General features: G+C 73.9%; 16 protein-coding genes and 2 pseudogenes. 13 read left to right on the forward strand and 5 right to left on the reverse strand.

All coding sequences use genetic code 11. The annotated features are described in order from the left end of the window. Positions 1-34: 34 nt before the first annotated feature. From asnB to RM780_RS21190, 3 genes are all read left to right on the forward strand, one after another. A complete protein-coding gene (gene asnB / locus RM780_RS21180) occupies positions 35-1873 on the forward strand; it encodes an asparagine synthase (glutamine-hydrolyzing) (protein WP_311632415.1) in 1839 nt (612 codons plus the stop codon). Between the two features lie 92 nt (positions 1874-1965). Next, on the forward strand, positions 1966-3327 hold the full coding sequence (locus RM780_RS21185; protein ID WP_311632416.1) for a cytochrome P450 family protein: 1362 nt from the start codon (positions 1966-1968) through the stop codon (positions 3325-3327). A gap of 177 nt (positions 3328-3504) precedes the next feature. Continuing rightward, complete coding sequence (locus RM780_RS21190) at positions 3505-4515, forward strand: isocyanide synthase family protein (protein WP_311632417.1); 1011 nt, start codon at positions 3505-3507, stop codon at positions 4513-4515. A gap of 626 nt (positions 4516-5141) precedes the next feature. Here RM780_RS21190 and RM780_RS21195 read toward each other — a convergent pair. Then, positions 5142-5318, reverse strand: a complete 177-nt coding sequence (locus RM780_RS21195) for a Scr1 family TA system antitoxin-like transcriptional regulator (protein WP_311632450.1) — start codon at positions 5316-5318, stop codon at positions 5142-5144. A 665-nt stretch (positions 5319-5983) separates the two neighbouring features. On the opposite strand from RM780_RS21195, the gene RM780_RS21200 reads away from it, so the two are divergent. The 3 genes and pseudogenes from RM780_RS21200 to RM780_RS21210 all read left to right on the forward strand — a co-directional run. Next, on the forward strand, positions 5984-7447 hold the full coding sequence (locus RM780_RS21200) for a putative T7SS-secreted protein (protein ID WP_311632418.1): 1464 nt from the start codon (positions 5984-5986) through the stop codon (positions 7445-7447). A gap of 17 nt (positions 7448-7464) precedes the next feature. Next, complete coding sequence (locus RM780_RS21205) at positions 7465-7794, forward strand: hypothetical protein (protein ID WP_311632419.1); 330 nt, start codon at positions 7465-7467, stop codon at positions 7792-7794. Between the two features lie 232 nt (positions 7795-8026). Next, a pseudogene (locus RM780_RS21210) lies at positions 8027-8401 on the forward strand (L-tyrosine/L-tryptophan isonitrile synthase family protein); the annotation flags it as partial. Between the two features lie 123 nt (positions 8402-8524). Here RM780_RS21210 and RM780_RS21215 read toward each other — a convergent pair. Beyond that, a pseudogene (locus tag RM780_RS21215) lies at positions 8525-9739 on the reverse strand (IS256 family transposase). Positions 9740-9942: 203 nt separating this feature from the next. Between RM780_RS21215 and RM780_RS21220 the strand changes: the two are divergent. Next, positions 9943-10092: a hypothetical protein gene (locus RM780_RS21220; protein WP_311632420.1), complete on the forward strand. Its 150-nt coding sequence runs from the start codon at positions 9943-9945 to the stop codon at positions 10090-10092. 176 nt (positions 10093-10268) lie between these two features. Further along, positions 10269-13223: an FAD-binding protein gene (locus RM780_RS21225; protein ID WP_311632421.1), complete on the forward strand. Its 2955-nt coding sequence runs from the start codon at positions 10269-10271 to the stop codon at positions 13221-13223. Positions 13224-13292: 69 nt separating this feature from the next. On the opposite strand, the gene RM780_RS21230 is transcribed toward RM780_RS21225, so the two are convergent. After that, a complete protein-coding gene (locus RM780_RS21230) occupies positions 13293-14573 on the reverse strand; it encodes a geranylgeranyl reductase family protein (RefSeq protein WP_311632422.1) in 1281 nt (426 codons plus the stop codon). A 233-nt stretch (positions 14574-14806) separates the two neighbouring features. Here RM780_RS21230 and RM780_RS21235 point away from each other — a divergent pair, with 233 nt between their 5' ends. Then, the gene (locus RM780_RS21235) at positions 14807-15808 is read left to right on the forward strand and encodes an aldo/keto reductase family protein (RefSeq protein ID WP_311632423.1); all 1002 of its coding nucleotides are present in this window, start codon (positions 14807-14809) and stop codon (positions 15806-15808) included. Between the two features lie 193 nt (positions 15809-16001). After that, positions 16002-17777 (forward strand): GMC family oxidoreductase, encoded by a 1776-nt coding sequence (locus tag RM780_RS21240; RefSeq protein ID WP_311632425.1) that lies wholly within the window; start codon positions 16002-16004, stop codon positions 17775-17777. A 48-nt stretch (positions 17778-17825) separates the two neighbouring features. Here the strand turns inward: RM780_RS21240 and RM780_RS21245 are convergent, their stop codons facing one another. Further along, positions 17826-18302, reverse strand: a complete 477-nt coding sequence (locus tag RM780_RS21245) for a VOC family protein (protein WP_311632426.1) — start codon at positions 18300-18302, stop codon at positions 17826-17828. A gap of 440 nt (positions 18303-18742) precedes the next feature. Here RM780_RS21245 and RM780_RS21250 point away from each other — a divergent pair, with 440 nt between their 5' ends. The 3 genes from RM780_RS21250 (at position 18743) to RM780_RS21260 (ending at position 24527) form a co-directional block, all read left to right on the forward strand. After that, positions 18743-20347, forward strand: coding sequence for a flavin monoamine oxidase family protein (locus RM780_RS21250; RefSeq protein ID WP_311632427.1), 1605 nt, complete (start codon positions 18743-18745; stop codon positions 20345-20347). Beyond that, positions 20344-21051, forward strand: a complete 708-nt coding sequence (locus RM780_RS21255) for a Rid family hydrolase (protein WP_311632428.1) — start codon at positions 20344-20346, stop codon at positions 21049-21051. The genes RM780_RS21250 and RM780_RS21255 overlap by 4 nt, the downstream gene beginning before the upstream one ends. A gap of 242 nt (positions 21052-21293) precedes the next feature. Further along, positions 21294-24527, forward strand: a complete 3234-nt coding sequence (locus tag RM780_RS21260; protein WP_311632429.1) for an amidohydrolase family protein — start codon at positions 21294-21296, stop codon at positions 24525-24527. A gap of 85 nt (positions 24528-24612) precedes the next feature. On the opposite strand, the gene RM780_RS21265 is transcribed toward RM780_RS21260, so the two are convergent. Continuing rightward, entirely contained in the window at positions 24613-25101 is a 489-nt protein-coding gene (locus tag RM780_RS21265) for an SRPBCC family protein (protein WP_311632430.1), read from the reverse strand. Positions 25102-25153: the final 52 nt, after the last annotated feature.

The following is a 25153-nucleotide window of genomic DNA, read 5'->3' on the forward strand; positions in this document are numbered from 1 at the left end:
CCCCCCGCCCAGAACACCCCGTGAGGAAGCGCCCATGTGTGGCATCACCGGATGGGTCTCGTTCGAGACGGACCCCCAGTCGGACCCCTCGGTCATCGAGCGCATGACCGCCGAGCTGAGCCGGCGCGGACCCGACGCCCAGGGCGTGTGGCACGGCCCGCACGCCGCCATCGGCCACCGGCGCCTGGCCGTCATCGACCCCGCGGGCGGCGCCCAGCCGATGACCGGGGGAACGGCCGGCCGCGAAGTCGTCCTCACCTACAGCGGCGAGGTCTACAACCACCACGAGCTGCGCGCCCAACTCGCCGCCCGGGGCCACGCGTTCCACACCCGCAGCGACACCGAGGTGGTGCTGCGGGCGTACCAGGAGTGGGGCGCGGCCCTGGCCGCGCACCTGCACGGGATGTTCGCCTTCGCGGTCTGGGACGCGGAGCTGGGCCGGCTGCTGCTGGTCCGCGACCGCCTGGGCGTCAAGCCGCTGTTCTACGCGCGCGTCCCCGGCGGGCTGGCGTTCGGCTCCGAGCCTAAGGCCCTCTTCGCCCACCCCGATCTGCGACCGCGGGTGGACGCCGACGGGCTGCGCGAGGCGTACAGCCTGCTGTTCAACACCGGCCCCACCGTCTGGTCCGGCGTCCGCGAGATCCAGCCCGGCGGGGTGGCGGTCTTCGACCGCGCCGGCCTGGCCGAGCGCACCTACTGGCGGCTGACCGCCCGGCCCCACACCGACGACCTGGAGACCACCGTCGAGCGGGCCACCGCCCTGGTCGACCGGGCCGCCCGCGCCCAACTGGAGGCCGACGTCCCGCGCTGCACGCTGCTCTCCGGCGGGCTGGACTCCACCGTCCTGACCGCGCTGATCGCCGACGAACTGCGCGTCCGCGAGGGCGAGTCGGCGCGTATCAGGTCCTACGCGGTGGACTACAGCGACCAGGCGGAACAGTTCACCGGCGACGTGCTGCGCACCGGGCACGACACCCCCTACGCCGCCGAGGCCGGGGCGTTCATCGGCACCGAGCACAGCACCGTCGTACTGGACCCGCACGACCTGCTCGACCCGGAGCACCGGCGCGCCGTGGTCGTCGCCCGCGACTCGCCCATCGGCGTCGGTGACATGGACACCTCCCTCTACCTGCTGTTCGGGGAGATCGCCTCCCACTCCACGGTGGCGCTCTCCGGCGAGGCGGCCGACGAGGTCTTCGGCGGCTACCCCTGGTTCCACAGCCCGCGCGCCGCGCAGGCCGCGACGTTCCCCTGGCTGCTGGTCACCAGCGACCAGGCCGCGATGCCGCTGCACCCCGACCTCGCGGCGACGCTGCGCATCGGGGAGTTCCAGGACGACACCTACCGCGACGCCCTGGCCCACGTCCCGCCGCTGGAGGGCGGATCGCCCGCGGCCCGGCGTTACCGCGAGCTCCAGCACCTGTCGTTGACCCGCTGGCTGCGCCAGCTCCTGCACCGCAAGGACCGCCTGAGCATGGCCCGCGGCCTGGAGGTGCGCGTGCCGTACTGCGACCACCGGCTGGTGGAGTACCTCTACAACGTCCCCGCCGAACTTCAGGGCCACGACGGGCGGGAGAAGAGCCTGCTGCGCTCGGCCGGGGCGGGCATCGCGCCCAACTCGGTGCTGTACCGGGCCAAGAACCACTACCCCGCCACCCATCACCCCGACTACAACCGGGGGTTGCAGACGATGGCCCGCGAGGCCCTGGACGGCCACGGCGGGCGGGTCCGCGACCTGGTGGACGAGACGGTGATCAAGGCCGGCCTGTCCACGCCGCCCGAGGAACTGACCTGGGAGCACCGGCTGCGCCTTGAGCGCGTGGTCGACCTGGCGCTGTGGCTCGACCACTACCGGCCGGAGCTGGCGCTGTGAACGTCCGCGCGAACGGCCGCTGCCCGGATGCCGCACCGCTCACCGACTCCACTCATGCGATCAACGCCACCGACCCCGGAGGCACTTCCGCCATGCCCACCCCGCCCGCCCCCTCCGACCCGTCCCGCCCCTCTTCCCCGCCGCCCGCAACGGCCGTGCCGGCCGAGGCCGTTCCCCTGCACGGCGAGGCGTACAAACGCGATCCGGCCGAGCTGTACCGGGAGTTGCGCGAGCGGGGCCCGGTGCACCGGGTCGCGTTCCCCAGCGGCGTGCACGCCTGGCTCGTCACCGGCTACGAGGCCGCCCACCGCACCCTCAACGACGAGCGCCTGGGCAAGAATCACGCGCTGGGGAACGACGCCTGGCGCGCCCGCGCCTCGATCATGCCCGAGCCGCAGCACTCCCAGCTCCAGGTCCACCTGCTGCACCAGGACCCGCCCAGACACACGGCCATGCGGCGGCTGATCACCGACGCCTTCGCGCCGCGCCGGGTGGCGGAGCTGCACCCGCGCATTCAGGCCATCGCCGACGAGCTGCTCGACGCCGCCCTTGAGCGAGCGGGATCGCGGACGGACGCCGAGGGCGCGGCCCGCCTCGACCTGGTCGCCGACTTCGCGGCCCACTTCCCCTTCCGGGTGCTCGCGGAGGTCATCGGCCTGGCCTCCGAGCCGGCCCGGCGCTTCGACCGCGACTGGGGGAAGGTCGTTCAGCCGGTCGGGCCCACCGACCCCGGGCGCCCGCTGTACGAGGGCAGGCTGCGCGGACTCCAGTCGTACATCGATGAGGTGACGGCCAGTCAGCGCACGCACCCGAGCGAGGCGCTGCTCGGCCGGCTCGTCGCCGCCCAGGAGGCGGGCGCGCTGACCAAGGAGGAACTCGACTCCATCGTCTTCCAGTTGCTGGTCGCCGGGCAGGAGCCGGTGACCAACCAGATCACCACGAGCGTGCTCGCCCTGCTGCGCCACCCGGACCAACTGGACCGGCTCCGCGAGGACCCCGGACTTCTGCCCCGGGCGGTCGAGGAACTGCTGCGCTACGACGCGGCGTTCGAGCTGACCACCTGGCGCTTCTTCGCCGAGGACAGCGACCTGTACGGCACCCGGATTCCCGCCGGTGACTCGGTGATCGTCTCGCTGTGGGCCGCCAACCGCGACCCGGATCGCTTCCCCGAGCCCGACGCGCTCGACCTCGGCCGCGCGCCACAGCAACACCTGGCGTTCGGCCACGGCATCCACTTCTGCCCCGGCGCCTCGCTGGCCCGCGTCGAGCTCCAGGTGGCGCTCGGCACGCTGCTGCGCCGACTGCCCGGCCTGCGCGCGGACTTCGGGGCCGAGGAGCCGCGCTGGATCCGCGCGGTGCTGGCCCGTGGGGTCGACGCGCTGCCCGTCGCGTTCCGGCCGGGCGCCGGGGGCGCCGCGCCGGCCGGCGGCTGCCCCGTTCACCGCCTCGGCTGACCCCCCGGCCGACCCTCTTCCGGCCCAACGGCCGCGGCCCGTCCCGGCGTTCGCCGCCCCTCGCGGCGACGGACGCCGACCGGCGGTGCCGCCGTGCCGCCATGCCGCCGTGCCCGCGCGCGGCCCCTTCTCCCGACCCCACCCGGCATCCCTCACCCACCCCAGGAGGCCCCGCACATGTCCGCATCCGCACCGACCGATCCCGCCGCAGCCTCGGGCGTCGCCCCCGCCCCTGCCCCCGTGGCCGACGCCGCGGCCCGGCACGTCTGCGCGGAGATCCTCCGCCTGCTGCTGCCGCACCGCCGCACCGTGGAGGCACTCTCGCCGCGGCTCGACACCCCCGACGCCTTCCCGTGGCAGCTCAGCCAGCTCGCCGCGTTCGTCCGCGAGGGCGACCCGATCCTCTTCACCCTTCCGGGGTTCCCCTGCAAGTCCCCCAACCCCGAGAAGGTGCTCGGCCACCTGCCCGACGAGGGCGAACGCCTCTCCCTGCGCTTTCTCGAACAGCTCAGCGCCCAGGTGGAGAAGGTCTACGCGCCGGGCGCGCGCATCCTCATTTGCTCCGACGGCCACGTGTTCGCCGACCTCATCCAGGTCCCCGACGAGCACATCGACGCCTACGGCGACGCGCTGCGCGAGATGATCGCGGAGGAGGGCCTGGACCACATCGACACCTTCGACCTGCGCGACGTCTACGGCGACGGCCTCCCCTACGACGAGAAGCGCCGCCTGGTCAGCGAGCAGCACGCGCCGACGCTGGACGAACTGCGCGCCGAGGTCCGCTCGGACGAGGCGACGCTGGGGATGTACCGGGGCATCACCCGCTTTCTGGTCGCGGACACGGCCGGCTTCACCGGCAGCCGCTCCGCCCTCCAGCGGGAGTGCCGCAGACGCGCCTACGGCGTGATCCAACGCAGCCGCGCCTGGGGCGAGCTGATCGCCGCGCACCACCCGCGCTCCGTGCGCCTGTCCATCCACCCGCAGCCGCGCGGCGCGGCCAAGTTCGGCATCCGCCTCCTGGACGCCGACGACGCGTGGACCACCCCCTGGCACTCGGTCGTCCTGCGCCGCCCCGACGGCGGCCTCGTCCTCCTCCCCCGCGCCGAGGCCGAGACCCGCGGCCACCTCATCCACCACAACGGCCGACCCAGCCACTACCAGGCCCCCGACACGGGGGCCCCGGCCTGAGCCCGGCCTCACCGCCCCTCGGCAGCCGGTCCGCCCGCTCCCGCCCGGCCCGGGCGGAACCGGCGCCGCAAAACGGGCCGACCGAGAAACCGGGGCAGCCCGGCAAAACCCGGCCTGCCTGGCATCACCCTCTCCGCGTGACACGACGTGCACGCCACCCGCGATCACGTCGAGTCGGCAGGCACGGGTACGGGTGCCTACCCAAACCCGGTTGGCCTCCAGCATGATGTGCACAGCCGCCAGGTCACTCCTCGGGCTGCCGTGCCGGACGACGAGCGAGAAATTCTCGGCAACGGTGACGGCATTGTGTCGTGTCGTTCACGCACGTGCACGGGAAGCACTGGACGACGCCCGGGAAGTCGGCGCGTCTCCGCCCGGACCCACGCGGCGACATCCGGGGAGCGTGTCGGGTCGACATCCACGGGCCGGGGGCAGGGAGCGAAGAGAGGTTTCGGGTGAGGGCTGCGGAAAGGCGAGGGAGCGGGGGGCCATGCGCTTGGCCGGTGGTCGGACGGCGCTTGGTCTGCACGCTGTAGTGCCCAATTGCCCCCCGCTCGTAGCGGCTCGTCCCGCCGTGGAGGCCATCCGCCCGGTGCCGAGAGCGGGCCTGCGGGATGCAGCCTGTTTCAGTGGGTGGTGCCGTGCCTCACGGCCTCGATGGCGAGCACGACCTGTCGTTCGATGCGTGCACGCGCGCGGGCGTCGACCTCGTCGTCGGTGGCGAGTGGGAGGGTGCCTCGCATGACAGCGCCGGCGTAGTCCTCGGTCTGCAAGAGACCCGGCACGAACCGACTGCATCGCATACGGACGAGGAAGAACTCACGCTCGCGGAACTGCTGGCGCGGAGCGCCACGCTCCGACGTGAGACCGCCCGGCTGGTGAGCGACCACGCCGTGACGATGGCCTTGGAGCACGGACGAGGAACATGACTCCGCGTCGCCCCGCAATCAGCCTTGCCCAACAGGCTCCCTGCCTCCGGTGAGCGGCCCTCCGTGGCGCCGTGGCTCGCCGTGACCGGACAGAGGCAGGGACGAGGTCCGCCCCGGTGCCGGCCCGTGTGCTGCGCTCCGGGGCGGGCCGCCGCACCTCTCATGGCGGCCGTACGGGTCAGGGCCGCACCCCTTCTTCCCACCCCTCACCACTGGAGGACGCGTGTCCGCTCCACTCAAGAATGTTGTCACGGTGGCCTGCTGGAACGTCGCAGACAACGGCATCGATCCGGAAGGCCGACACGACCGACGCCACCTCGCGCTGGACGTGCTGGACTCCTGCAGCCCGACTTGTGTGGCGTCAGGAGGAAAGCCACGCCCGGGGGCAGGGCGCCCAGCTGCGGGGCGCCGAAGCCACCGCCCTAGTTCACCTCTTGAGCCATCGATGACTGGCCGTTAGCGTGAGGTTGCGGGCTGCCGGGAGGGACCCGTCACGGAGGGTGGTGGGGGGAGTGTCGCGTCCGTCTGATTGGTCGCCGGTGGACCTGGACCGCGATCCGACGCCGGGTGAGCCGGAGGAGATCAGGGAATTATCCGAGGAGCTCCAGGAGTTCGCGGACGACGTCGGCGAGGCGCTCGGACGTATCCGGGGCATGGCCTCGGACCGGGCCGTGTTGGAGTGGGCGGGGCTGTCGGCCGAGGCGTTCCGCAGCGAGTTCGAGGACGTTCCCGGCAACCTCACCAAGCTGCAACGCTCCTACGACATGGCCGCGGATGCCTTGGCCCGCTACTGGCCTGAACTCCAGACCGCCCAGGGCATGGCCGACCGGGCGTTGCAGCGCGCCATCGATGCCCAGGCGGCCCTGTCCTCCGCGCAGACGAATCTGGCCGACGCTCAGGATTGGTTCTCCCGCGCCGGAGACGAGGCCGAGCGCCTGCGGGAGGAGGGTGAGCGGGAGAACAACGCACACCCTCCGGACGAGACCGAGGTCCGGCAGGCCGTGCGCGATCACCAGGCCGCCCGGGAAGCGGCCTCCGCCGCCCAGACCCGCGTCGACAACGCCCAAGCCGATCTATCCGCCGCCCGCGAACTGGCCCGCCAGGCCCTGGACATGCGCGAAGAAGCCGCCCGCACCTGCGCCCAGGGCATCGAGGAAGCCTCGGACGCAGGCATCCACAACCGCCGCTGGTGGGAGCGGGCAGTCGACTGGGTGGTGGACAACTGGGACACCATCGTCTCCGTCTGCCAGGCCATCGTCGCCGTCCTCGGCATCGTCGTCATGATCATCGGCGGCCCCCTCGCCTGGGTCGTCCTCGCCGCAGCCCTCGTCGTCCTCGCCGACACCCTCATCCGGTACTCCCGAGGCCAATGCGGCCTGCTCGATGTCGCCTTCGCGGCGCTCGACTGCATACCCGGCGGACGCGGCCTCACCACCCTCGGCGGCCTCGCCGCAGGCTTCCGTGGTCTCGCACGGGGCGGGCTACGGGAGATGGCCGATGGACTGCGTCGAGGTGCCGACGACATCGTGCCACCCGGACGTCAGACCGGAGGCGAAATTCGGCCCACGCGCGGCGAAGACGATTTCGATTCGGAATGGGCCGACGAGGCGTACGACTCGATTCGAGCCACGGACGACGTGGACGATATTGCCGCCAATGTGGCAGAATATGGTTTTACGCGCGATGAGATAGCTCAGATCAGGTCCCATGTATTCGAGGAGGAGCACCTGCTGGACAGCTATGTTGACTACGGCGTACCAGCAGAGATGGCCAGATTCGAGTCCAACCCGAGAATAGCAGAAGCTTGGCTGCGTCTTCGGGAGGGCAATCCGCACCCGGAAGACATTACGCTCCTACGTCATGAGCTGCATGAGTCGAACTATATGCGTGACACGGGGAACCCCAGCTACAGTGAAGCGCATAGGGCAACCATCGACGCTGGTCTGGCGTGGGACGGCGAGGCTCCCTCTCGCGAAGGAATCGGATTCCAGCGGCGTCGATAAAGGAGATGGATTCCCCAATGATGATGTCATTCCTCGCTCAACTGATCAAAAGTGTCGATGCGGCGCATCTCTACCGAATCATCATGGACGGCGGTGAAAGATTCGCCTTCTTGGTTCTGGACGCCGGTAGCCGAGAGGTCTTCTCCTCCACCTCCGCAGGAGAGCCGGCGGGCGACATAAGACTGTCCCTTGAAGACGGAAGCTTGCTTCCCTCCAGGGGCGGGGAGAGCTCTGAAAGTGAAGCTCATATGAGTCGGGAGGAGTTTGCACTGATCTCAGGCAGTATCCGGCGTGAATGGGCCAAGGAAGGGTCACCGCCCCTCATGGTGACTAAGACCTACGGCTGAATTGCCCCTGAATTACACCTACGGCCGGAGAGCCAGGGCTGCCACCCTCAGGCTGGTGAATACCGAACGCTGATTCTTGCTAACGGCTTGTGCCTGCTCGTACAGGAGACGTGCCGTTCGATTGAGGCTTTCTCAGTGAAATGATCTACGCGAAACCGCGTGAAGTGTTTGTGTCTGGATGGATGGAGCGGGTGGGGCCCGGTGGCCGGCAGACGTAAGGCCCCAGGTAGGACGGATGTACCGGGGCATCACCCGCTTTCTGGTCGCGGACACGGCCGGCTTCACCGGCAGCCGCTCCGCCCTCCAGCGGGAGTGCCGCAGACGCGCCTACGGCGTGATCCAACGCAGCCGCGCCTGGGGCGAGCTGATCGCCGCGCACCACCCGCGCTCCGTGCGCCTGTCCATCCACCCGCAGCCGCGCGGCGCGGCCAAGTTCGGCATCCGCCTCCTGGACGCCGACGACGCGTGGACCACCCCCTGGCACTCGGTCGTCCTGCGCCGCCCCGACGGCGGCCTCGTCCTCCTCCCCCGCGCCGAGGCCGAGACCCGCGGCCACCTCATCCACCACAACGGCCGACCCAGCCACTACCAGGCCCCCACGACCTGACCGCCCCGTCACCCACCCGGTTCCGCCCGACTCCCGGGCGGTACCGGCCCTTTGCCACCCCGCTGGGCGAGAGCCGGGGACTTCCGGGCCTGTCCAATGAGTGGTGTATCTGGGTTGGTTGGGTTACTGGCGGACTGCTGAGAGTCGGCCGTCGAAGGCGTTCAGGGCGGTCTTCCAGCGGCTGGTCCGGCGTTTGCGGCCGGTGCCGGTGGGATCCAGGGACATGATCGCCATGTAGACGCACTTCAGCGCGGCCTGCTCATTCGGGAAGTGGCCACGAGCCTTCACAGCCCGCCGGATGCGGGCGTTGACCGACTCGATCGCGTTGGTGGTGCAGACGATCCGGCGGATCTCGGCGTCGAACCGCAGGAAGGGAGTGAACTCTTCCCAGGCGTTCTCCCACAGCCGCACGACCGCCGGGTACTTCTGGTCCCAGGCGTCGGCGAACTCGGTGAACCGTTCCAGTGCCGCGTCCTCGGTGGGGGCGGTGCAGACCGGTTTCGATGCCCTGGCCATCTTCTCCCAGTCCTGGCGGGCCGCGTAGCGGAACGATGCCCGCAGGAGGTGGACCACACAGGTCTGGACGAGGGCGGCCGGCCAGACGGTGCCGACCGCATCCGGCAGGCCTTTTTGCCCGTCGCAGACCAGCATCAGCACGTCCGCGACGCCGCGGTTCTTCAGCCCGGTCAGGATGTGCAGCCAGTGCTTGGCACCCTCCCCGCCGTCGCCGACCCACAGGCCGAGGATGTCGCGGGTGCCCTCGGCGGTGACGGCCAGGGCCACCTAGACGGGCCGGTTGACCACCGCGCCGTCGCGGACCTTGACGTGGACGGCATCGATGAAGACGACCGGGTAGACGGGGTCCAGCGGCCGGTTCTGCCACTCGGCCATGCCGTCCATGACCTTGTCGGTGATCGTGGAGATCATCTGGCGGGAGACCTCCACGCCGTAGATCTCCGCCAGGTGGGCCTGGACCTCGCCGGTGGTCAGGCCCTTCGCAGCCAGGGAGATGACGATCCCGTCGATCCCTGACAGGCGCTTCTGCCGCTTCCTGACAATCCTCGGCTCGAAAGAGCCGTCCCTGTCCCGCGGCACGGATATCTCCACCGGCCCGACATCGGTCAGCACCGTCTTGGACCGGGTGCCGTTGCGGCTGTTCTGCCCGTTCTTCCCAGCCGGATCGTGCTTGTCGTAGCCGAGGTGGTCGGTCATCCCGCCTTCCAGGGCCGACTCCAGCAGCCGCTTGGTCAGCTGCCCGAGCAGCCCTCCCGCACCGGTCAGCTGCAAGCCCTCGGCCTGGGCCCGGTCCACGAGCTGGTCGATCAGCCGCTGCTCCACGGCCTGCCGCTGCTGAGACTCACACGCCTCGACGGACCCGGAGGTGTTCGCGTTCGCTGGTCACAGGTGCATCCTCCATGATCGGGAGTCACACCACTCTTCTTACAGTCCCGGACTTCCCGGGGAGACCAGGCGCGGGCCCGGTGGGGGCGCCCGGAAGGCGGGTACCACCACGGCAGTGAGGCCGAGGGAAGGGGGAGCGCGTGGAAGCGCTGATCGTGCTGGGGATCATCGGGCTGGTCATCTACCTGGCGGTCCAAAGCACTTCCGGCAACGGGGGGTCCGACGGCGGATCCGGCGGCTGGGGCGACGGCGGGGACGGAGGCGGCTGCGGAGGCTGCGGAGGCGACTGAGCCCCCGGGCCGACGGACAGGCGGACAGGTGAGGGGGACGCACCTGTCCGCTGACCCGCCGCCCGCCCCGGCAGAGCTGAGGGTGGACACCCGGGCGCGGGCGCGGGAGGATCCGGGGGCGCTCGGGGGAAGTGGTGTGGGCCCGGGGGTGGTTGAGGGGATTGGGGGGAGGCGCGGTGACGGCGCTCGGCGTGCTGGGGCTGGACGGGGCGAGTGGGGAGCTGACGGCGCGGGCGGTGCATCCGCGGGGGCGGTGGGTGGACGGGTGGAATCTGCACCCCACCCACCACCACATCCGGGCGGTGGCGGATCTTGACGGGGACGGGCGGGACGAGGCCGTCGTGGTCAGTGACTGGGGGATCGGGATTCTCGCGCACGACGGGGTCGCCTTCCGGTGTCCCTTCGGGGCGCCGCGGGGGACGGCGTTCGGGCGGTGGGAGTGGGACGCGCCGACGCGGACGGGGCGGGACCGGATTCTGGGGGCCGGGCGTTTCACCTCGGAGGCGGGGGCCGGGGCCGAGCTGCTGGTGTGGAGCGAGACGGGGATCGCCACGCTGGCGCGCACCGCGGAGGGCCTGACCGCCACCCGGCGGCACCTCTCGGGCGCGCGGTGGGAGGGGTGGACGCTGGAGCCCCGCGAGACGCACTGCTGGGGGCGCGGGCGGTTCGGGGACGGGCCGCACCACGGGCTGGTGCTCACCACGCCCCGGCGGCTGGGGATCGTCTCGCTGGAGCGCGGCGCCGCGATCGCCGTGGGGGCGGACGGGGAGCGGCTGGGCGGGTGGACGCTGCGGACGGCCACCGACCGGGTCCGGCTGGTCGCGGACCTCGACGGGGACGGGCAGGACGAGTTGCTGGTCACCGGCACGGGCGGCGTCGCGGTGCTCAAGCCCGTGGGGGGCCGCTTCGTGGCGCTGGCCGTCAGCCCCGGGGCGTCCGGCCCCGACTCCTGGGCCGGAGCCGCCGTGCTGCGCGCGGAGGGCGGACCGGCCGAGGCCGTGCTCAACGACCACCGCGGGCTGCACGTGCTGCGCCTGTCGGGGACGTCCCTGGTGCGGCGGGCGTTCGCGCCCAACGGCAGCCGGGTGGACGGCTGGCTGGTGGACTCCTTCGTCAACCACCTGCTGAGCGTGGGGGACGTGACCGGCGGCGGGGGCGGCGACTTCCTCATCCGCAGCCCGTGGGGCATGGCGCTGCTGGGCGTGGGCGAGGACGGGCGTTTCCGCTGCCGGGCCGGGCGGCCCAACGGCTCGATGCTCGGCCGGTGGCGGCTGGCGGGCAGCGATGTGGTGGCGGGCTCGGGCAGGTTCACCCGGGCCGGCGGGGCGGCGGAGCTGCTGATGGTCAAGCCCTTCGACCAGACGGCGCCCGCGCCGCGGTTCGTGGCCACGGAGTTCGTCAACTGGCACCGGAACGTGCGGCGTTCGCTGCCCACCGCGCGCCCGGCCGACCTGGCGGGGCTGGTGGCCGCGGTCCGGGCGGCGGCGCCGGGGGTCGGAGTGGCGGGCAGCGGCTGGTCGTTCACGGACTGCGTGGCCTCGGAGGGCACGCGCTCACTGATCGACACCTCCGCGCTGCGGGAGGTCCTGCACGGGGTGGTGCCCGAGGCGCTGGACGACCGGCCGGGGCGCACGGACCGGCATCTGCTGCACGTGGAGGCCGGGATCAAGCTGCACGACCTCAACTGCCGCCTGGACGGCCTGGGCTGGGCCATGCCGACGCTGGGCGGCAGCCGGGGGCAGTCGCTGGCGGGGGCGCTGGGCACCGGGGTGCACGGCGCGGACGTGTCGCTGCCGCCGATCGCGGACGCGGTGCGGGCCGTTCACCTGGTGGGGGCGGGCGGGCAGCAGTGGTGGATCGAGCCGGCCACCGCGCCGCTGACGAGCCGTCAGGGGCTGGACCGGGCCAAGGCGCGGGGTCATCTGGATCCGTCGGTGCGGCAGGTGTGGGACGACGAGTGGTTCAACGCCCTGCTGGTGTCGATGGGGTGCGCCGGGGTGATCTACTCGGTGGTGCTGGCGGCCAGGCCGGCGTTCCGGCTGCGGACCACCACCACGGCCGAGTCCTGGCCGGCGGCCCAGCGGCGCGTCGCGGACCTGGCGTTCCGGGACCGCCGCCCGCGTTACCTGGAGATCAACGTCAACCCGGCCGACGGCGGCTGCCGGGTGACGGTGCGCGAGGAGACGACCGAGCGGGTGTCGCCGCCGGCCGGCGGGGGCGGCGGCGAGGTGCCGATCGGGCTGGTCGCGGCGGCGGCCGGGCTGCTGGGGCCCACGGCGCTGGGCGGCGGCCTGGGCGCGCTGGGGCTGGTGCTCGCCGCGGTCGGGGACTACGTCGCGCGGGTCACCGCCGAGGTGACGCTGCTGCTGGCCATCCCGTTCGTGGGGGTGTGGCTGGCGCACGAGCGGGCGGCGCAGGCGCTGCGTCCGGTGGCGGACGCGCACCGGCTGCTGGTCGAGCTGCACCTGCTGGCCGTCGACCCCCACGACGCGCGGCGGGTGGCGGAGCTGCTGCCCACGGTGGTCAACCTCCTGTGGGCCATCGGGTTCTTCGTGGTGCCGGGGCGGACTCTGGTGGACGGCTTCCAGGCGATGCTGACCGCGCGGGAACGGCCGGAGGGAACGGCCGTGGGGGCGTCGTTCCGCGTCATGACCGGGCAGCCGGGCTGCGGCGCGGACGGGGCGCAGAGCCACGACGAGACGGCACGGCTGGTGCAGAGCTTCGAGTACGCGGTGCCGGACACGCGGGCGGTGGCCTTCACCGACCGGCTGATCGCGGAGATCGCGGCGCTGCGGCGCGGCCCGGACGCGCTGGTGGTCAACCTCAACCTCCGCTTCACCGGCCGGACTCGGGCCACGCTGGGCATGCAGCGCTTCGAGCGGACCTGCCACGTGGAGATCTACACCTTCCGCGGGATGCGGGGGAACGCGGCGTTCCACCGCCGACTGGCCGTGGTGGTCGCGGAGTTCGGGGCGGTGCCGCACTGGGGGCAGCTCCACGGGGCGGCGGAGGCGGGGCCGTTCGCGCGCGACGGGGCGGCGCGGCGGTGGCGGGCGGTGATGCGCTCGCTGTCCGGGGGCGACGAGGCCTTCTGGTCGGGCTTCGCGCGGGCGCGGGGGCTGCTGCCCTGAGGGGCCGCCGCGCCGAGGGGACGGCCGGGCCGGGCGGCAAACGGCCCGGCCGAGCCGACAACGACCCCGCTACGCCCGCGGCAGCGGCACCGCGCGCAGCAGGGCCGCGAGGGCCCGGTCCACGGCGTCCCCGCCGCGCTCGTCCGCGACGCCGGCCAGCAGGCGCACCAGCACCCGCACGGCCGTGGGCGAACGTACGACGTGCCGGCTGAGGAGGGAGACGGCGGCCGGGCGGGCGAGGAGGCCGGCCCAGACGTTGCCCAGGCGGAAGTAACGGCCGTGGCGGCGCTGGATCTCGCGCGGGTAGGCGGCCAGCGCGCGCTCCCGGCCGGGGCCCGGCGGGCGGGCCAGGGCCTGGGCGGTGACCTCGGCGGCCAGCTCGCCGGACTCCATGGCGTAGGAGATGCCCTGGCCGTCCCAGGGGCTGACCATGCCGCCGGAGTCCCCGGCCAGCAGCAGGCCGCGGGCGTAGTGCGGCAGGCGGTTGTGGCCCATCGGGAGGGCGGCGCCGCGCGGGGGGCCCTCGGCGCTGCCGGGGTCGGCCAGGCCCCAGGCGGGCGGGGTGCGGGCGAGCCAGTCCTCCAGCACCGCGCGCGGGTCGCAGGAGCCGGCGCGGGCGTTGGTGAGGAGGCCGAGGCCGACGTTCACCCGGCCGTCGCCCAGGGGGAAGATCCAGCCGTAGCCGGGCAGGAGCGGGCCGTGGGGGCGGACCCGCAGGTCGCCCCAGATCTCCAGGTAGGGGTCGGCGTGGCGGGCCGGGGAGCGGTGGTAGCGGCGGATGGCGGTGGCCATGGGGCGGCGCGGGAGGCGGGCCATGCCGAGGAAGACGCCGAGGCGGGCGGAGACGCCGTCGGCGGCGACGGTGACGGGGGCGCGGCAGGCAACCGCCTCGCGGTCGGGGCCGACCAGGGCGCGCACCCCGCGGACGCGGCCGGCGCGGTCGAGCAGCGGCTCGGTGGCCCTGGCCGAGGTCCATAGCCGGGCCCCGGCGGAGACGGCGCGGCGGGCGAGGAGGTGGTCGAAGTCGTGCCGGGTGCGGGTGAGTCCGAAGGCGGGGTAGCGCGCGCTCTCGGGCCAGTCGACCTCGACGGCCGAGCCGCCCGAGATCAGCCGCAGGCCGCGGTTGCGCTGCCAGCCCTCGCCGCCGACGTCCACGCCCATCCGGATGAGCTGGTGAACGGCGCGCGGGGTCAGGCCGTCGCCGCAGACCTTCTCGCGGGGGAAGGCGGACTTCTCCAGCAGCAGCACCGCCAGCCCGTGGCGGGCGAGGTGGTACGCCGCCGCGCTGCCGGCGGGGCCCGCGCCCACCACGACGACGTCGGCCGCGGTCTCGTTCGCCGCCCTGGCCATGGCCCCGCTCCCTCCGGACGTGCCGCGCGGCCCCCGTGCGGGCCCGGTGCGGGCCTACCCGGGCGGGCGGCGGGCCACTCCGGTCGTACACCGCGCGCGGGTGCGCGGAATGCGGCGCGCGGCGCGCGCGCTGAAGCGAGGGCGCGGGCCGCGCGCCCCGCGCGCACGAGCACGAGCACCACGAGCACCACGAGCACCACGAGCACGACACCAGAACAGGAAGGGACAGCCGCATGGAGTTCCGCCGCCTCGGCCGCAGCGGCCTTTCGGTCAGCGAGATCGCCTACGGGAACTGGCTCACTCACGGCTCGCAGGTCGAGCAGGAGGTCGCGAACGGCTGCATCCGCGCCGCGCTCGACGCGGGCATCACCACCTTCGACACCGCGGACGTCTACGCGGAGACCCGCGCCGAGTCGGTGCTCGGCCAGGCCCTGAAGGGCGAGCGGCGCGAGGGCGTGGAGATCTTCACCAAGGTCTACTTCCCCACCGGCCCGGGGGCCAACGACCGGGGCCTGGGCCGCAAGCACATCCTGGAGTCGATCGAGGGCTCGCTGCGCCGCCTCGGCACCGACTACGTGGACCTGTACCAGGCCCACCGGTACGACCACAGCACGCCGCTGGAGGAGACGATGGAGGCCTTCGCCGACGTCGTGCGCGCGGGCAAGGCCCTCTACATCGGCGTCTCGGAGTGGACGGCCGAGCAACTGCGCGACGGGCACGAGCTGGCCCGCGAGCTGCGCGTGCCGCTGGTCTCCAACCAGCCGCAGTACTCGGCGCTGTGGCGGGTGATCGAGGAGCGTGTGGTGCCGGCGAGCGAGGAGCTGGGCATCGGGCAGATCGTCTGGTCGCCGCTGGCGCAGGGCGTGCTGACCGGCAAGTACCTGCCGGGCTCGGCGCCGCCCGAGGGCACCCGGGCCACGGACGAGAAGGGCGGCGCGCAGTTCATCGCCCGCTGGCTGACGGACGAGGTGCTGGAGCGGGTGCAGCGGCTGGCGCCCCTGGCGGCGGAGGCGGGCCTGTCCCTCTCCCAGCTCGCCGTGGCCTGGACGCTGCAGAACCCGAACGTCTCGGCGGCGATCATCGGCGCCTCCCGGCCGGAGCAGGTGGCCGAGAACGTCCGCGCCGCGGGCGTTCGCCTGGAGCCGGAGCTGAAGGCGGCGGTGGACGAGCTGCTGGCCCCCGTCGCGGTGACCGACCCGGCCCTGACAAGCGGCTACCGGCCCCTCTCGCTCTGACCGCGGGCGCCGCCCGGGGCCGGTGCCGGGCCGGCCCGGGGCGGATGCCGGGTTTGTCACAGCGGTGAGTGTGCCGGAGGCCCCCGCGCGCGGCGGCCTAGCAAGCGGCCCTCGGGCCCCTCGGCCCGGGGGCCGCGCCGCCCTATACTCCCGGGGTCCCGAGGGCTGTCGGCGATGAAGGCAGGTCCGCACCATGAGCAGCGAGAAGCCAAGCGAATTGCGCCGGACGCGTCCGGCCGGGGAGGCGGGGGGCCGCGAGCCGGACTTCGACGTGATCGTCGTGGGTTCGGGCTTCGGCGGCAGCGTCGCGGCGCTGCGGCTGACCGAGAAGGGCTACCGGGTCGGCGTGATCGAGGCGGGCCGCCGGTTCGCCGACGAGGAGTTCGCCAAGACCTCCTGGAACCTGCGCCGCTACCTGTGGGCGCCGAGACTCGGGTTCTACGGCATCCAGCGCCTGCACCTGCTGAACAACGTCATGATCATGGCGGGCGCGGGCGTGGGCGGCGGCTCCCTGGTGTACGCCAACACCCTCTACCGGCCGCCGTCGGCGTTCTTCCGGGACCAGCAGTGGGCGCACATCACGGACTGGGAGTCCGAGCTGAGCCCCCACTACGACCAGGCCGGGCGCATGCTGGGGGTGAACACCAACCCGCTGATCACGCCGTCCGACGAGGTGATCCAGAAGGTGGCCGCCGACATGGGCGTGGCCGACACCTTCCGGCTCACGCCGGTGGGCGTCTTCTTCGGCGAGGCGGGGCAGAAGGCGGCCGACCCGTTCTTCGGCGGCGCGGGCCCGGAGCGCACCGGCTGCACGGCCTGCGGCTCCTGCATGACCGGCTGCCGCGTCGGCGCGAAGAACAGCCTGGTGAAGAACTACCTCTACCTGGCGGAGCGGGCGGGCGCGCAGGTCTTCCCGCTGACCACCGTCACCGGCCTGACCGAGCGCGCGGACGGGACGTTCGCCGTGCGTACCCGGGCCACGGGCGGGCTGCTGCGGCGCCGGGAGCGGACGTTCACCGCCGGAAAGGTGGTGCTGGCGGCCGGCACCTGGGGCACCCAGGGGCTGCTGCACCGGCTGCGGGACAGCGGCGCCCTGCCGCGGATCTCGCGGCGCCTGGGCGAGCTGACCCGCACCAACTCCGAGGCGATCATCGGCTCGGCCCGCCCGCGGGTGGACCCCAAGCACGACTATTCGCACGGCGTGGCGATCACCTCCTCCTTCCACCCCGACCCGGCCACGCACATCGAGCCGGTGCGCTACGGCAAGGGCAGCAACGCCATCAGCCTGCTGCAGACGCTCGCCCCGGACGGCGACCGCCGGATGCCGCGCATACTCCAGGTGCTGGGGCAGGCCACGCGGCACCCGGTGCGGACGCTGCGGGTGATCCACGGCTACCGGTGGAGCGAGCGGACGGTGCTGCTGCTGGTGATGCAGAGCCTGGACAACTCGATCACCACCTACGTGAAGCGGGGCCTGTTCGGGCGGCGGAAGATCAAGTCCAAGCAGGGGCACGGCGAGCCCAACCCGACGTTCATCCGGCCCGGTTACGAGGCGAACAAACGGGTGGCCGAGCGGATCGGCGGCGTCCAGGGCAGCACGTGGAGCGACGTGTTCAACATCCCGCTCACCGCGCACTTCCTGGGCGGCGCGCCGATCGGCGCGAGCCCGGAGGAGGGCGTGATCGACCCCTACCACCGGCTGTACGGCCATCCCGGGATCTCCGTGGTGGACGGCGCGGCGATCTCGGCGAACCTCGGCGTCAACCCGTCGCTGACGATCACGGCGCAGGCCGAGCGGGCGTTCTCCCTGTGGCCGAACAAGGGCGAGGAGGATCCGCGCCCCGAGCCCGGCGAGGGATACCGGCGGGTGACGCCCGTGGCGCCGCAGCGGCCGGCCGTGCCGGGGCACGCCCCGGCGGCGCTGCGGCTCCCGCTGCCGCGCCGCAAGCCGGAGGCGGAGCAGCCGTAGGCGCGGGCCCTGCCCGGATACGCTCCCCCGGACGGCCGGTGACCGAGGTCACCGGCCGTCCGCTGCGTCCTCCAGGGCCTGGACGTCGAGCTTCTTCATGCCCAGCATCGCCTTGGTGGCGCGCGCGGCCCGCTCCGGGTCGGGGTCGGCGATCAGCTCCATCAGCCGGCGGGGCACGATCTGCCAGGACAGGCCGTACTTGTCCTTCAGCCAGCCGCACTCAGACTCCTGGCCGCCGTCGGCGGTCAGCCGCTCCCACAGGTCGTCCACCTCGGCCTGGTCGGCGCAGTCCACCGAGAGCGAGATGGCCTCGGTGAAGGTGAAGTGCGGGCCGCCGTTGAGCGCCGTGTACGGCCGGCCGGCCAGCTCGAAGGTCACGGTCATCACGGCGCCGGGCTCGCCGGGCCCGGCGTGCCCCCACCGCCGCACCTCCGTGATCCGGGAGTCGGGGAAGAGGGAGGTGTAGAACTCGGCGGCCTCCTCGGCCTTGTCGTCGAACCACAGGAAGGTGGTGACCTTCTCCACGACGGGATCTCCTTCTGCTCTCTGCTTCCGAGCCCTGCTCGGCTCGCGTCCGCTCCCCGCCCCATCCGGCGGGTCACGTCCTTGCAGACCCGGCCTCCCGCGAGAACTCATCGCCCCCGGACGGAGCCGAGCGATTTTTCTCCGACGCCCAGGGCGGGCCGCCACGTCCACCCTCGGTCGCCACGTCCACCCTCGGTCGCCGCCCCGCCACGCCGTGCCCACATCTGCGTCAGGACCGTGATGGCGACATGCTGATGTCATGAATGGCAACGTCAGCGGCATGGGGGCGAAACACTCCTGACAGAGCCTCGTGTGGCGCAGCCGGTCCCTCCCGTACCTCGCCCCACTCGGCCGGTCACCCGCACCGCGAACGCCCTCCGTGGCCGTTCCGGCGCGGGCCCCGGCCCCTCCGGCTGCGCACCGGGCAGCAAGGAGGAAAGATGGTTGCGGAAGCATCCCGCCGGGGCTTCCTGCGGTCGGTCGGCGTGGCCGGCGGCGCGGGGGTCCTGTACTCCGCCATGGGCGCGCTGGGGCTGGCACCGGTCCCGGACGCGCACGCCGAGGCGTACCGGCCGCCGCAGCGCGGCGACTTCGCGCTCACCGGGCGCTCCTCGAAGAAGGTCCTCGTCCTCGGCGCCGGCATAGCCGGGCTCGCCGCCGCCTACGAGCTGCGCAAGGCGGGCTACGACTGCCGCATCCTGGAGGCGCACGAGCGCCCCGGCGGCCGGAACTGGACGGTCCGCGGCGGCACGCGGCTGACCGACCTCGACGGGCGCACGCAGCGCGCCTCGTTCTCCCAGGGCCAGTACATGAACGCCGGCCCGGCCCGGCTGCCGCAGTCCCACGTCACCATGGAGTACTGCCGCGAACTGGGCGTGCCCCTTGAGGTGTTCACCAACCAGAACGCCAACGCCTACATCTTCCACGAGAACAGCCGCGCGCTGGCCGGGCAGCCCGTGCGCTGGCGCACCGCCAAGGCCGATGTCTACGGCTACGTCTCCGAGCTGCTGGCAAAGGCCACCGACCAGGGGGCGCTGGACCAGGCGCTGACGGCCGAGGACAAGGAGCGGCTGCTGGCGTTCCTCCAGAACTTCGGCGCGATCCGGGGCCGGGCCGAGGACTGGGCCTACGCGGGCACCAGCCGCCGCGGCTACGCGGTCGAGCCGGGCGCGGCGTTCGAACAGGGCACCGTGCTGGGGCCGCCGCCCTCGCTCTCGGACGTGATCGCCAGCGGCCTGGGGCAGCGCTTCTCCTTCGAGTTCGGCTACGACCAGGCGATGCTGATGTTCCAGCCGGTGGGCGGCATGGACGCCATCCCGCGGGCCCTGGCGCGGGCGATCGGCGAGGGCCGGATCACCTACGGCGCCGCGGTCACGGCCGTCGCCAACACCGGCTCGGGCGCGGAGGTCACCTGGCGCAGCACGCGCGGCGGGCGGCCCCGCACCGAGCGGGCCGACTTCGTGGTGGCCGCGATGCCCCCGCAGGTCCTGGCGCGCCTGGACCACAACCTCGGCACGCAGGTCACGGCCGCGCTGCGCTACGCCACGCCCACGCCGGTGGGCAAGATCGGCCTGGAATACCGCAGCCGGTGGTGGGAGACCGACGAGCACATCTACGGCGGCATCACGCCCACCGACAACGACCTGTCCACGATCTGGTACCCCTCCTACGGCTACCAGGGCCGGCGCGGCACACTCGTCGGCTACTACAACTTCGGCGCCAACGCCGTCTCCTACGGCGACCTGCCGCACGCGCAGCGCGAGGCCCGCGCGGTGGCCCAGGGCGTGAAGATCCACGGCCGCAAGTACCGCTCGGAGCTGGCCAGTTCGTTCAGCGTGGCCTGGCACCGCACGCCGTTCATCGAGGGCGGCTGGGTGGGCTGGCCCTCGCAGACCGGGCCCGAGTACCGGCTGCTCAACGAGCCCGCGGGACAGGTCTACTTCGCCGGCGACTGGCTCAGCCACGTCATCGCCTGGCAGCACGGGGCGTTCACCTCCGCGCGCAAGGTCGTCACCGAGATCCACGAGAGGGTGCTGTCCGCATGAGCAGGCTGAGCAGGCCGAGCAGGCCGATCGGGAAGAACGGCGCGACCCGCGCCTTCCGGACGACGCGGCGGGCGCGGCTGGGCGCGGCGGCGGGCGCGGTCTGCCTGCTGCTGGCGGGCGCCTCGGTGGCCGACGCGCGCGGCTGGTGGTCGCCGCGCGGCAACGAGGTGCGGGTGATGCTCCCCGAGGGGCAGAACAACCCGGCCATCGCCAACGGCGTGGCCATCGGCAGGGACGTGGCGCTGTACGAGAGCAGCGGCCTGGGCCCGGCGGGGCTCAACCCGGCGGCTCCGGCGGGGACTCCGGAGAGATACACCGACCCGGCGCTGACCGCCGGCAAGCAGGGGGTGACCATCACGGAGGCGCAGGCGCTTCTCGTCCTGCGGGCCATCGTGGACAACCTCCAGGCGGCGGGCCTGCGTCCGCGCGACGTGATCACGATGACGTGTTACCTGACCGCGCCGCCCGGCCAGGAGACGGCCGACTACGCGGGCTGGAACCGCGCGTACCGGCAGTACTTCGCGAACGTCGACCTGGCCACCCGGGAGGTGATCGAGGTCCCGATGGGCACCTCGCCGCCCGAGGAGCCGCTGGTCCCCAACGCGGCGCGCCCGGCCCGGGCCACGATGGAGGTCGCCTCCCTCGCCGTCCCCGGCTGGCTCGTCGAGGTCGAGGTGACGGCGGCGTACCCGGCCCGCCGCTGACCGGCCGCCCCGCGGCGGGCGGGGCGGCCGGGGCCCGCGGGGTCCCGGCCGCCCCGCACCGCAGCTTTCACCCCGCGACGGCGTGTGCGCGTCCGGCGCGTGTGTGCCCGCCGTGCGCCGTTGTGGGCCCGGCTCGCCCCGGACATGATCGCTGACGGGCGAGGCGCCGGGCGTGCGTTTCCCGTCCCTTTGCGGTGCCCGCGGCCGGACGCGGGACCGAATCCCCCACCTCAGGAGTTGTGTTGGACAGCACTGGACACGACGGGGCCCAGCGGAGCGCCGGGGTCTCCCGGCGGCGGTTCCTCCAGGGGACCGCGGGGGCCGGGGCCGCCGTCGCGGCCGTGGGCGCGTTCGACGCCCCGGCCGCCGCGGCGCCCGCCCGCTCCGTCACCTACTCCTTCCGCGCCGCCACCAACGGCGCCGCCACCCTCTCCCCCACGGGCGACCGCCTGGTCGCCGAGGTGCAGAACATCCTGTGGTCCGTGCCGCGCGACGGCGGCCCGGCCGTCGCGCTGACGCCGCCCGACCTGGAGCCCAGCCGCCCGCAGTTCTCGCCCGACGGCCGCCTGCTGGCCGTGTGCGCCTACCGGGGCGGCGGCTTCCACGTCTGGACGCTGCGCCCGGACGGCTCCGGCGCGCGGCAGCTCACGGACGGCCCCTGGGACGACCGCGGCCCGGCCTGGTCCCCGGACGGGCGCCGCATCGCGTTCGCCTCCGAGCGCGGCGGCGACCCGGTCGCGGGCAGTCCCTACCGCGTCTGGGTCGTCGACGTCGCCACCGGCGAACTGACCCGCCTGACCGGCCTGACCGGGCAGGAGGGCCCCCACCAGGGCGGCGCCTGGGAGGACTTCGACCCCGTCTGGTCCCCGGACGGCGCGCGGGTGTTCTTCGTGCGCGGCGCCCTCGGCCCGGCCGGAACGCTCCAGGCCCGCACGATCGCCTCCGTCCCCGCCGACGGGGCGGGCGGCCCGGTGGTGACCGAGCACGCCGAGCCGCTGGAGACGGCCCAGCTGATGGCCCCGGCCCTCTCCCCCGCCGGGCGCCTGGCCCACCTGCGCACCACCCCCGCGCCCGCCGCCACCTGCGCCCTGGTCGTGGACGGGGCCGAGGTGCCCGTGCCCGGCGACGTGGCGCCCGTCCCCGTGCGCTGGGTCTCGGAGGACACGCTGCTGGCCACCGTGGACGGCTCCTTCCGGCTGCTGCGCCCCTCCGCGCCCGGCGAGGACGGCGAGACGATCCCGTTCGCCGCCGACCTGCCGGTGCGCCGCCCGCGTTACACGGTCAAGCGCTACGACTGGGGCGAGGGCGGCGGGGAACGCCCGGTGCGCGGCGTCCACCTGCCCGCGCTCTCCCCGGACGGGCGGCAGGTGGCGTTCGCGGCGCTCAACGCGCTCTGGGTGACGCCGGTTTCGGGCGGCCTCGCGCCGCGCCGGGTGGTGCGCGCCGAGCCGACCCGCTACCCGCTGGCGCCCTCGTGGACCCCGGACGGCACGGGGCTGGTCTGGGCGGACGACCAGGGCGGGCTGCTCGCGGTGCGGCGGCTGGACCTGGACAGCGGCCGGGAGAGCGAACTGGCGGGCGGCGGGCGGGTGTTCCCCGCGCTGTCCCCGGACGGCGGCCGGCTGGCGGCCCTGGACCTGTCGGGGAACCTCGTGGTGCGGGACCTGGCCACGGGCGCCGAGCGGATCGCGGCCCGCCCCCTGGGCGGCGGCGGCCTGCCGGGCCGCCCGAGCTGGTCCCCCGACGGCCGCTACCTCGCGCTGTGCGACCGCAACCGCCTCAACCAGCGCTTCCGCGAGGGCTACAACCTCATCCGCGTGGTGGACACCGGCGCCGGGGACGCCTCCGCCCTGCACGCCCTGGCCCCGCACGCCTCGCTCTCCGACCGCTACGACTCCGGCCCGGCCTGGTCCCCGGACGGCCGGTGGATGGCGGTGATCGCGGAGTCCGCGCTGTGGCTGCTGCCGGTGCGCCCGGACGGAACCCCGGACGGCGAACCGCGGCGGCTGACCGAGGAGGCCGCCGACCACCCCTCCTGGTCGGGCGACTCCCGCACGCTGCTCTACCTGTCCGCCGGGCGGCTGCGGACCGTGCCCGTCTCCGGCGGACGCCCCCGCACCGTGCCCCTGGCGCTGGGCTACCGCGCCCCCGCCGCCCCTGACCTGGTCGTGCGCGCCGGCCAACTGTGGGACGGCACCGGGGAGTCGGCGCGCCAGGACGTGGACGTGGTGGTGCGCGCGGGCCGGATCGCGGCCGTCCGGGCCCACCGCTCCGGGGGCGCGGCCGTCGCCCGCCGCGTGGACGCCTCGGACGCGACCGTCATCCCGGGCCTGTGGGACGCGCACATCCACCCCTGGCAGTCCACCTACGGCGGGCGGCAGACGGCCCTCCAGCTCGCCTACGGCATCACGACCTCCGTGTCCCTGGGCGGCTTCGCCTACGAGCAGGCCCGGGTCCGCGAGGCGGTGACCGCCGGGGAGCTGGCCGGGCCGCGCCTGCTGGCCACCGGCGAGCTGCTGGACGGCTCGCGGGTGGCGTACAGCATGGGCCGCGCCCACCGGACCCGGGAGGGGCTGCGCCGCTCCCTGGACCGGGCGGCGGCGCTGCGCTGGGACTTCGTCAAGACGTACGTGCGGGCGCCGGGCTGGGTGATGGAGCAGGCCGCGGCGTTCGCCCACGAGCGGCTCGGGGTGCGCGCCGGCAGCCACCTGTGCACGCCGGGCGTGCAGCTCGGCGGGGACCTGACGACCCATCTCCAGGCCACGCAGCGGCTGGAGTTCGGGCACGCGACCTCGGCCTCGGGCCGGGCCTACCAGGACCTGGAGGAGATCTACACCCGGCAGGGCGGCGCCTTCACGCTGATCGCCACGCCCTTCACCGCGCTGCCGCTGCTGGGCGCGGACCCCTCGCTCGCGGCCGACCCGCGCGTGGCCACGCTGATGCCGCCGTGGGACACCGCGCTGGTGCGCGCCCAGTCCGCCGCGCCGCCGACCTCCGCGCAACTGGCCACGCTGGAACGGGAGATGGGCATCTACCGGCGGGTGCTCGCAGGCGGCGGGACGGTGGCACTGGGCACCGACCAGCCGCTGGTGCCGGTGGGCCTCCACCTGCACCTGGGCCTGCGGGCGCTGCACCGCTACGGCGGCCTCTCCCCCGCCGAGGCGCTGCGCACGGCCACCGTCCTGCCCGCCCTGGCGTTCGGGGCGGCCGAGGACCTGGGAACGGTGGAGGCGGGCAAGCTCGCGGACCTGACGGTGGTGGACGGCGACCCGTTCACGGACTTCGACGCACTGGTGCGCACCCGCTCCGTGCTGCGCGGCGGCGTCCCGGCCGAACAGGCGGACCTGGTCGCCTCGTTCGCGGCCCCGTCCTCGACCGCACGGACCACGGCCGCCGCCCGCGGGGATCAGGACGGCACCTGGGCGGCGGTGGGCGCGTTCCTGCGCACCGGCGGCTGCTGCGAGCACCACCCCTGAGGGCAACGCCCGGCCTGACGCCGCGGCGGAACGCCCGGCCGGACGCCGTGGCCGCGAGGGCGGCGGCTTCCGGCCTCTCCCCGGTTCAGGCCGGGGCCGGCGCGCCCTCCAGGTGGGCCTTGAGGCGCTCCAGCGTGGTGGCGATGTGGTCCTGGTTCGCGCCGGGGCGGTTGGCTATGCCCGTGATGAGGATGGCGAAGGGGATGAACCACAGCGGGACCTTGATCCAGTTGGTCTCCGTGATCACGCAGCCACCGTCCTCGCCCGGCGCGATGTCGTACTGCCAGCGGGAGATGGGCACCCGCAGCGGCGCGCGCACGAAGTAGGAGAAGCGGCGCCCGGGGTCGGCCTCCAGCACCTCGCAGGTGGTGGCCCAGCGGCGGAAGCCGTTGCGGTTGTAGCCGCGGAAGCGGGCGCCCACCTCGGCGTGGCCGGCGCCGTCGAGCCAGCGCGCCCCGACCGTCTCGGCGGCGAGGCCGGCCATCAGCGGCGGGTCGCTGATGACGCGGTAGGCGGCCTCGGGGGAGGCGCTGACCGCCACCCGGCCCGTGGCGGCGGGGTCCTTGAACAGCATCGTCCGTGACCTCCCGGAATCCTCGCGGGGCCCGGCGCCCCGCATCCGCGTG

Source organism: Streptomyces boetiae (genome assembly GCF_031845405.1).
Classification (GTDB): domain Bacteria; phylum Actinomycetota; class Actinomycetes; order Streptomycetales; family Streptomycetaceae; genus Streptomyces; species Streptomyces boetiae.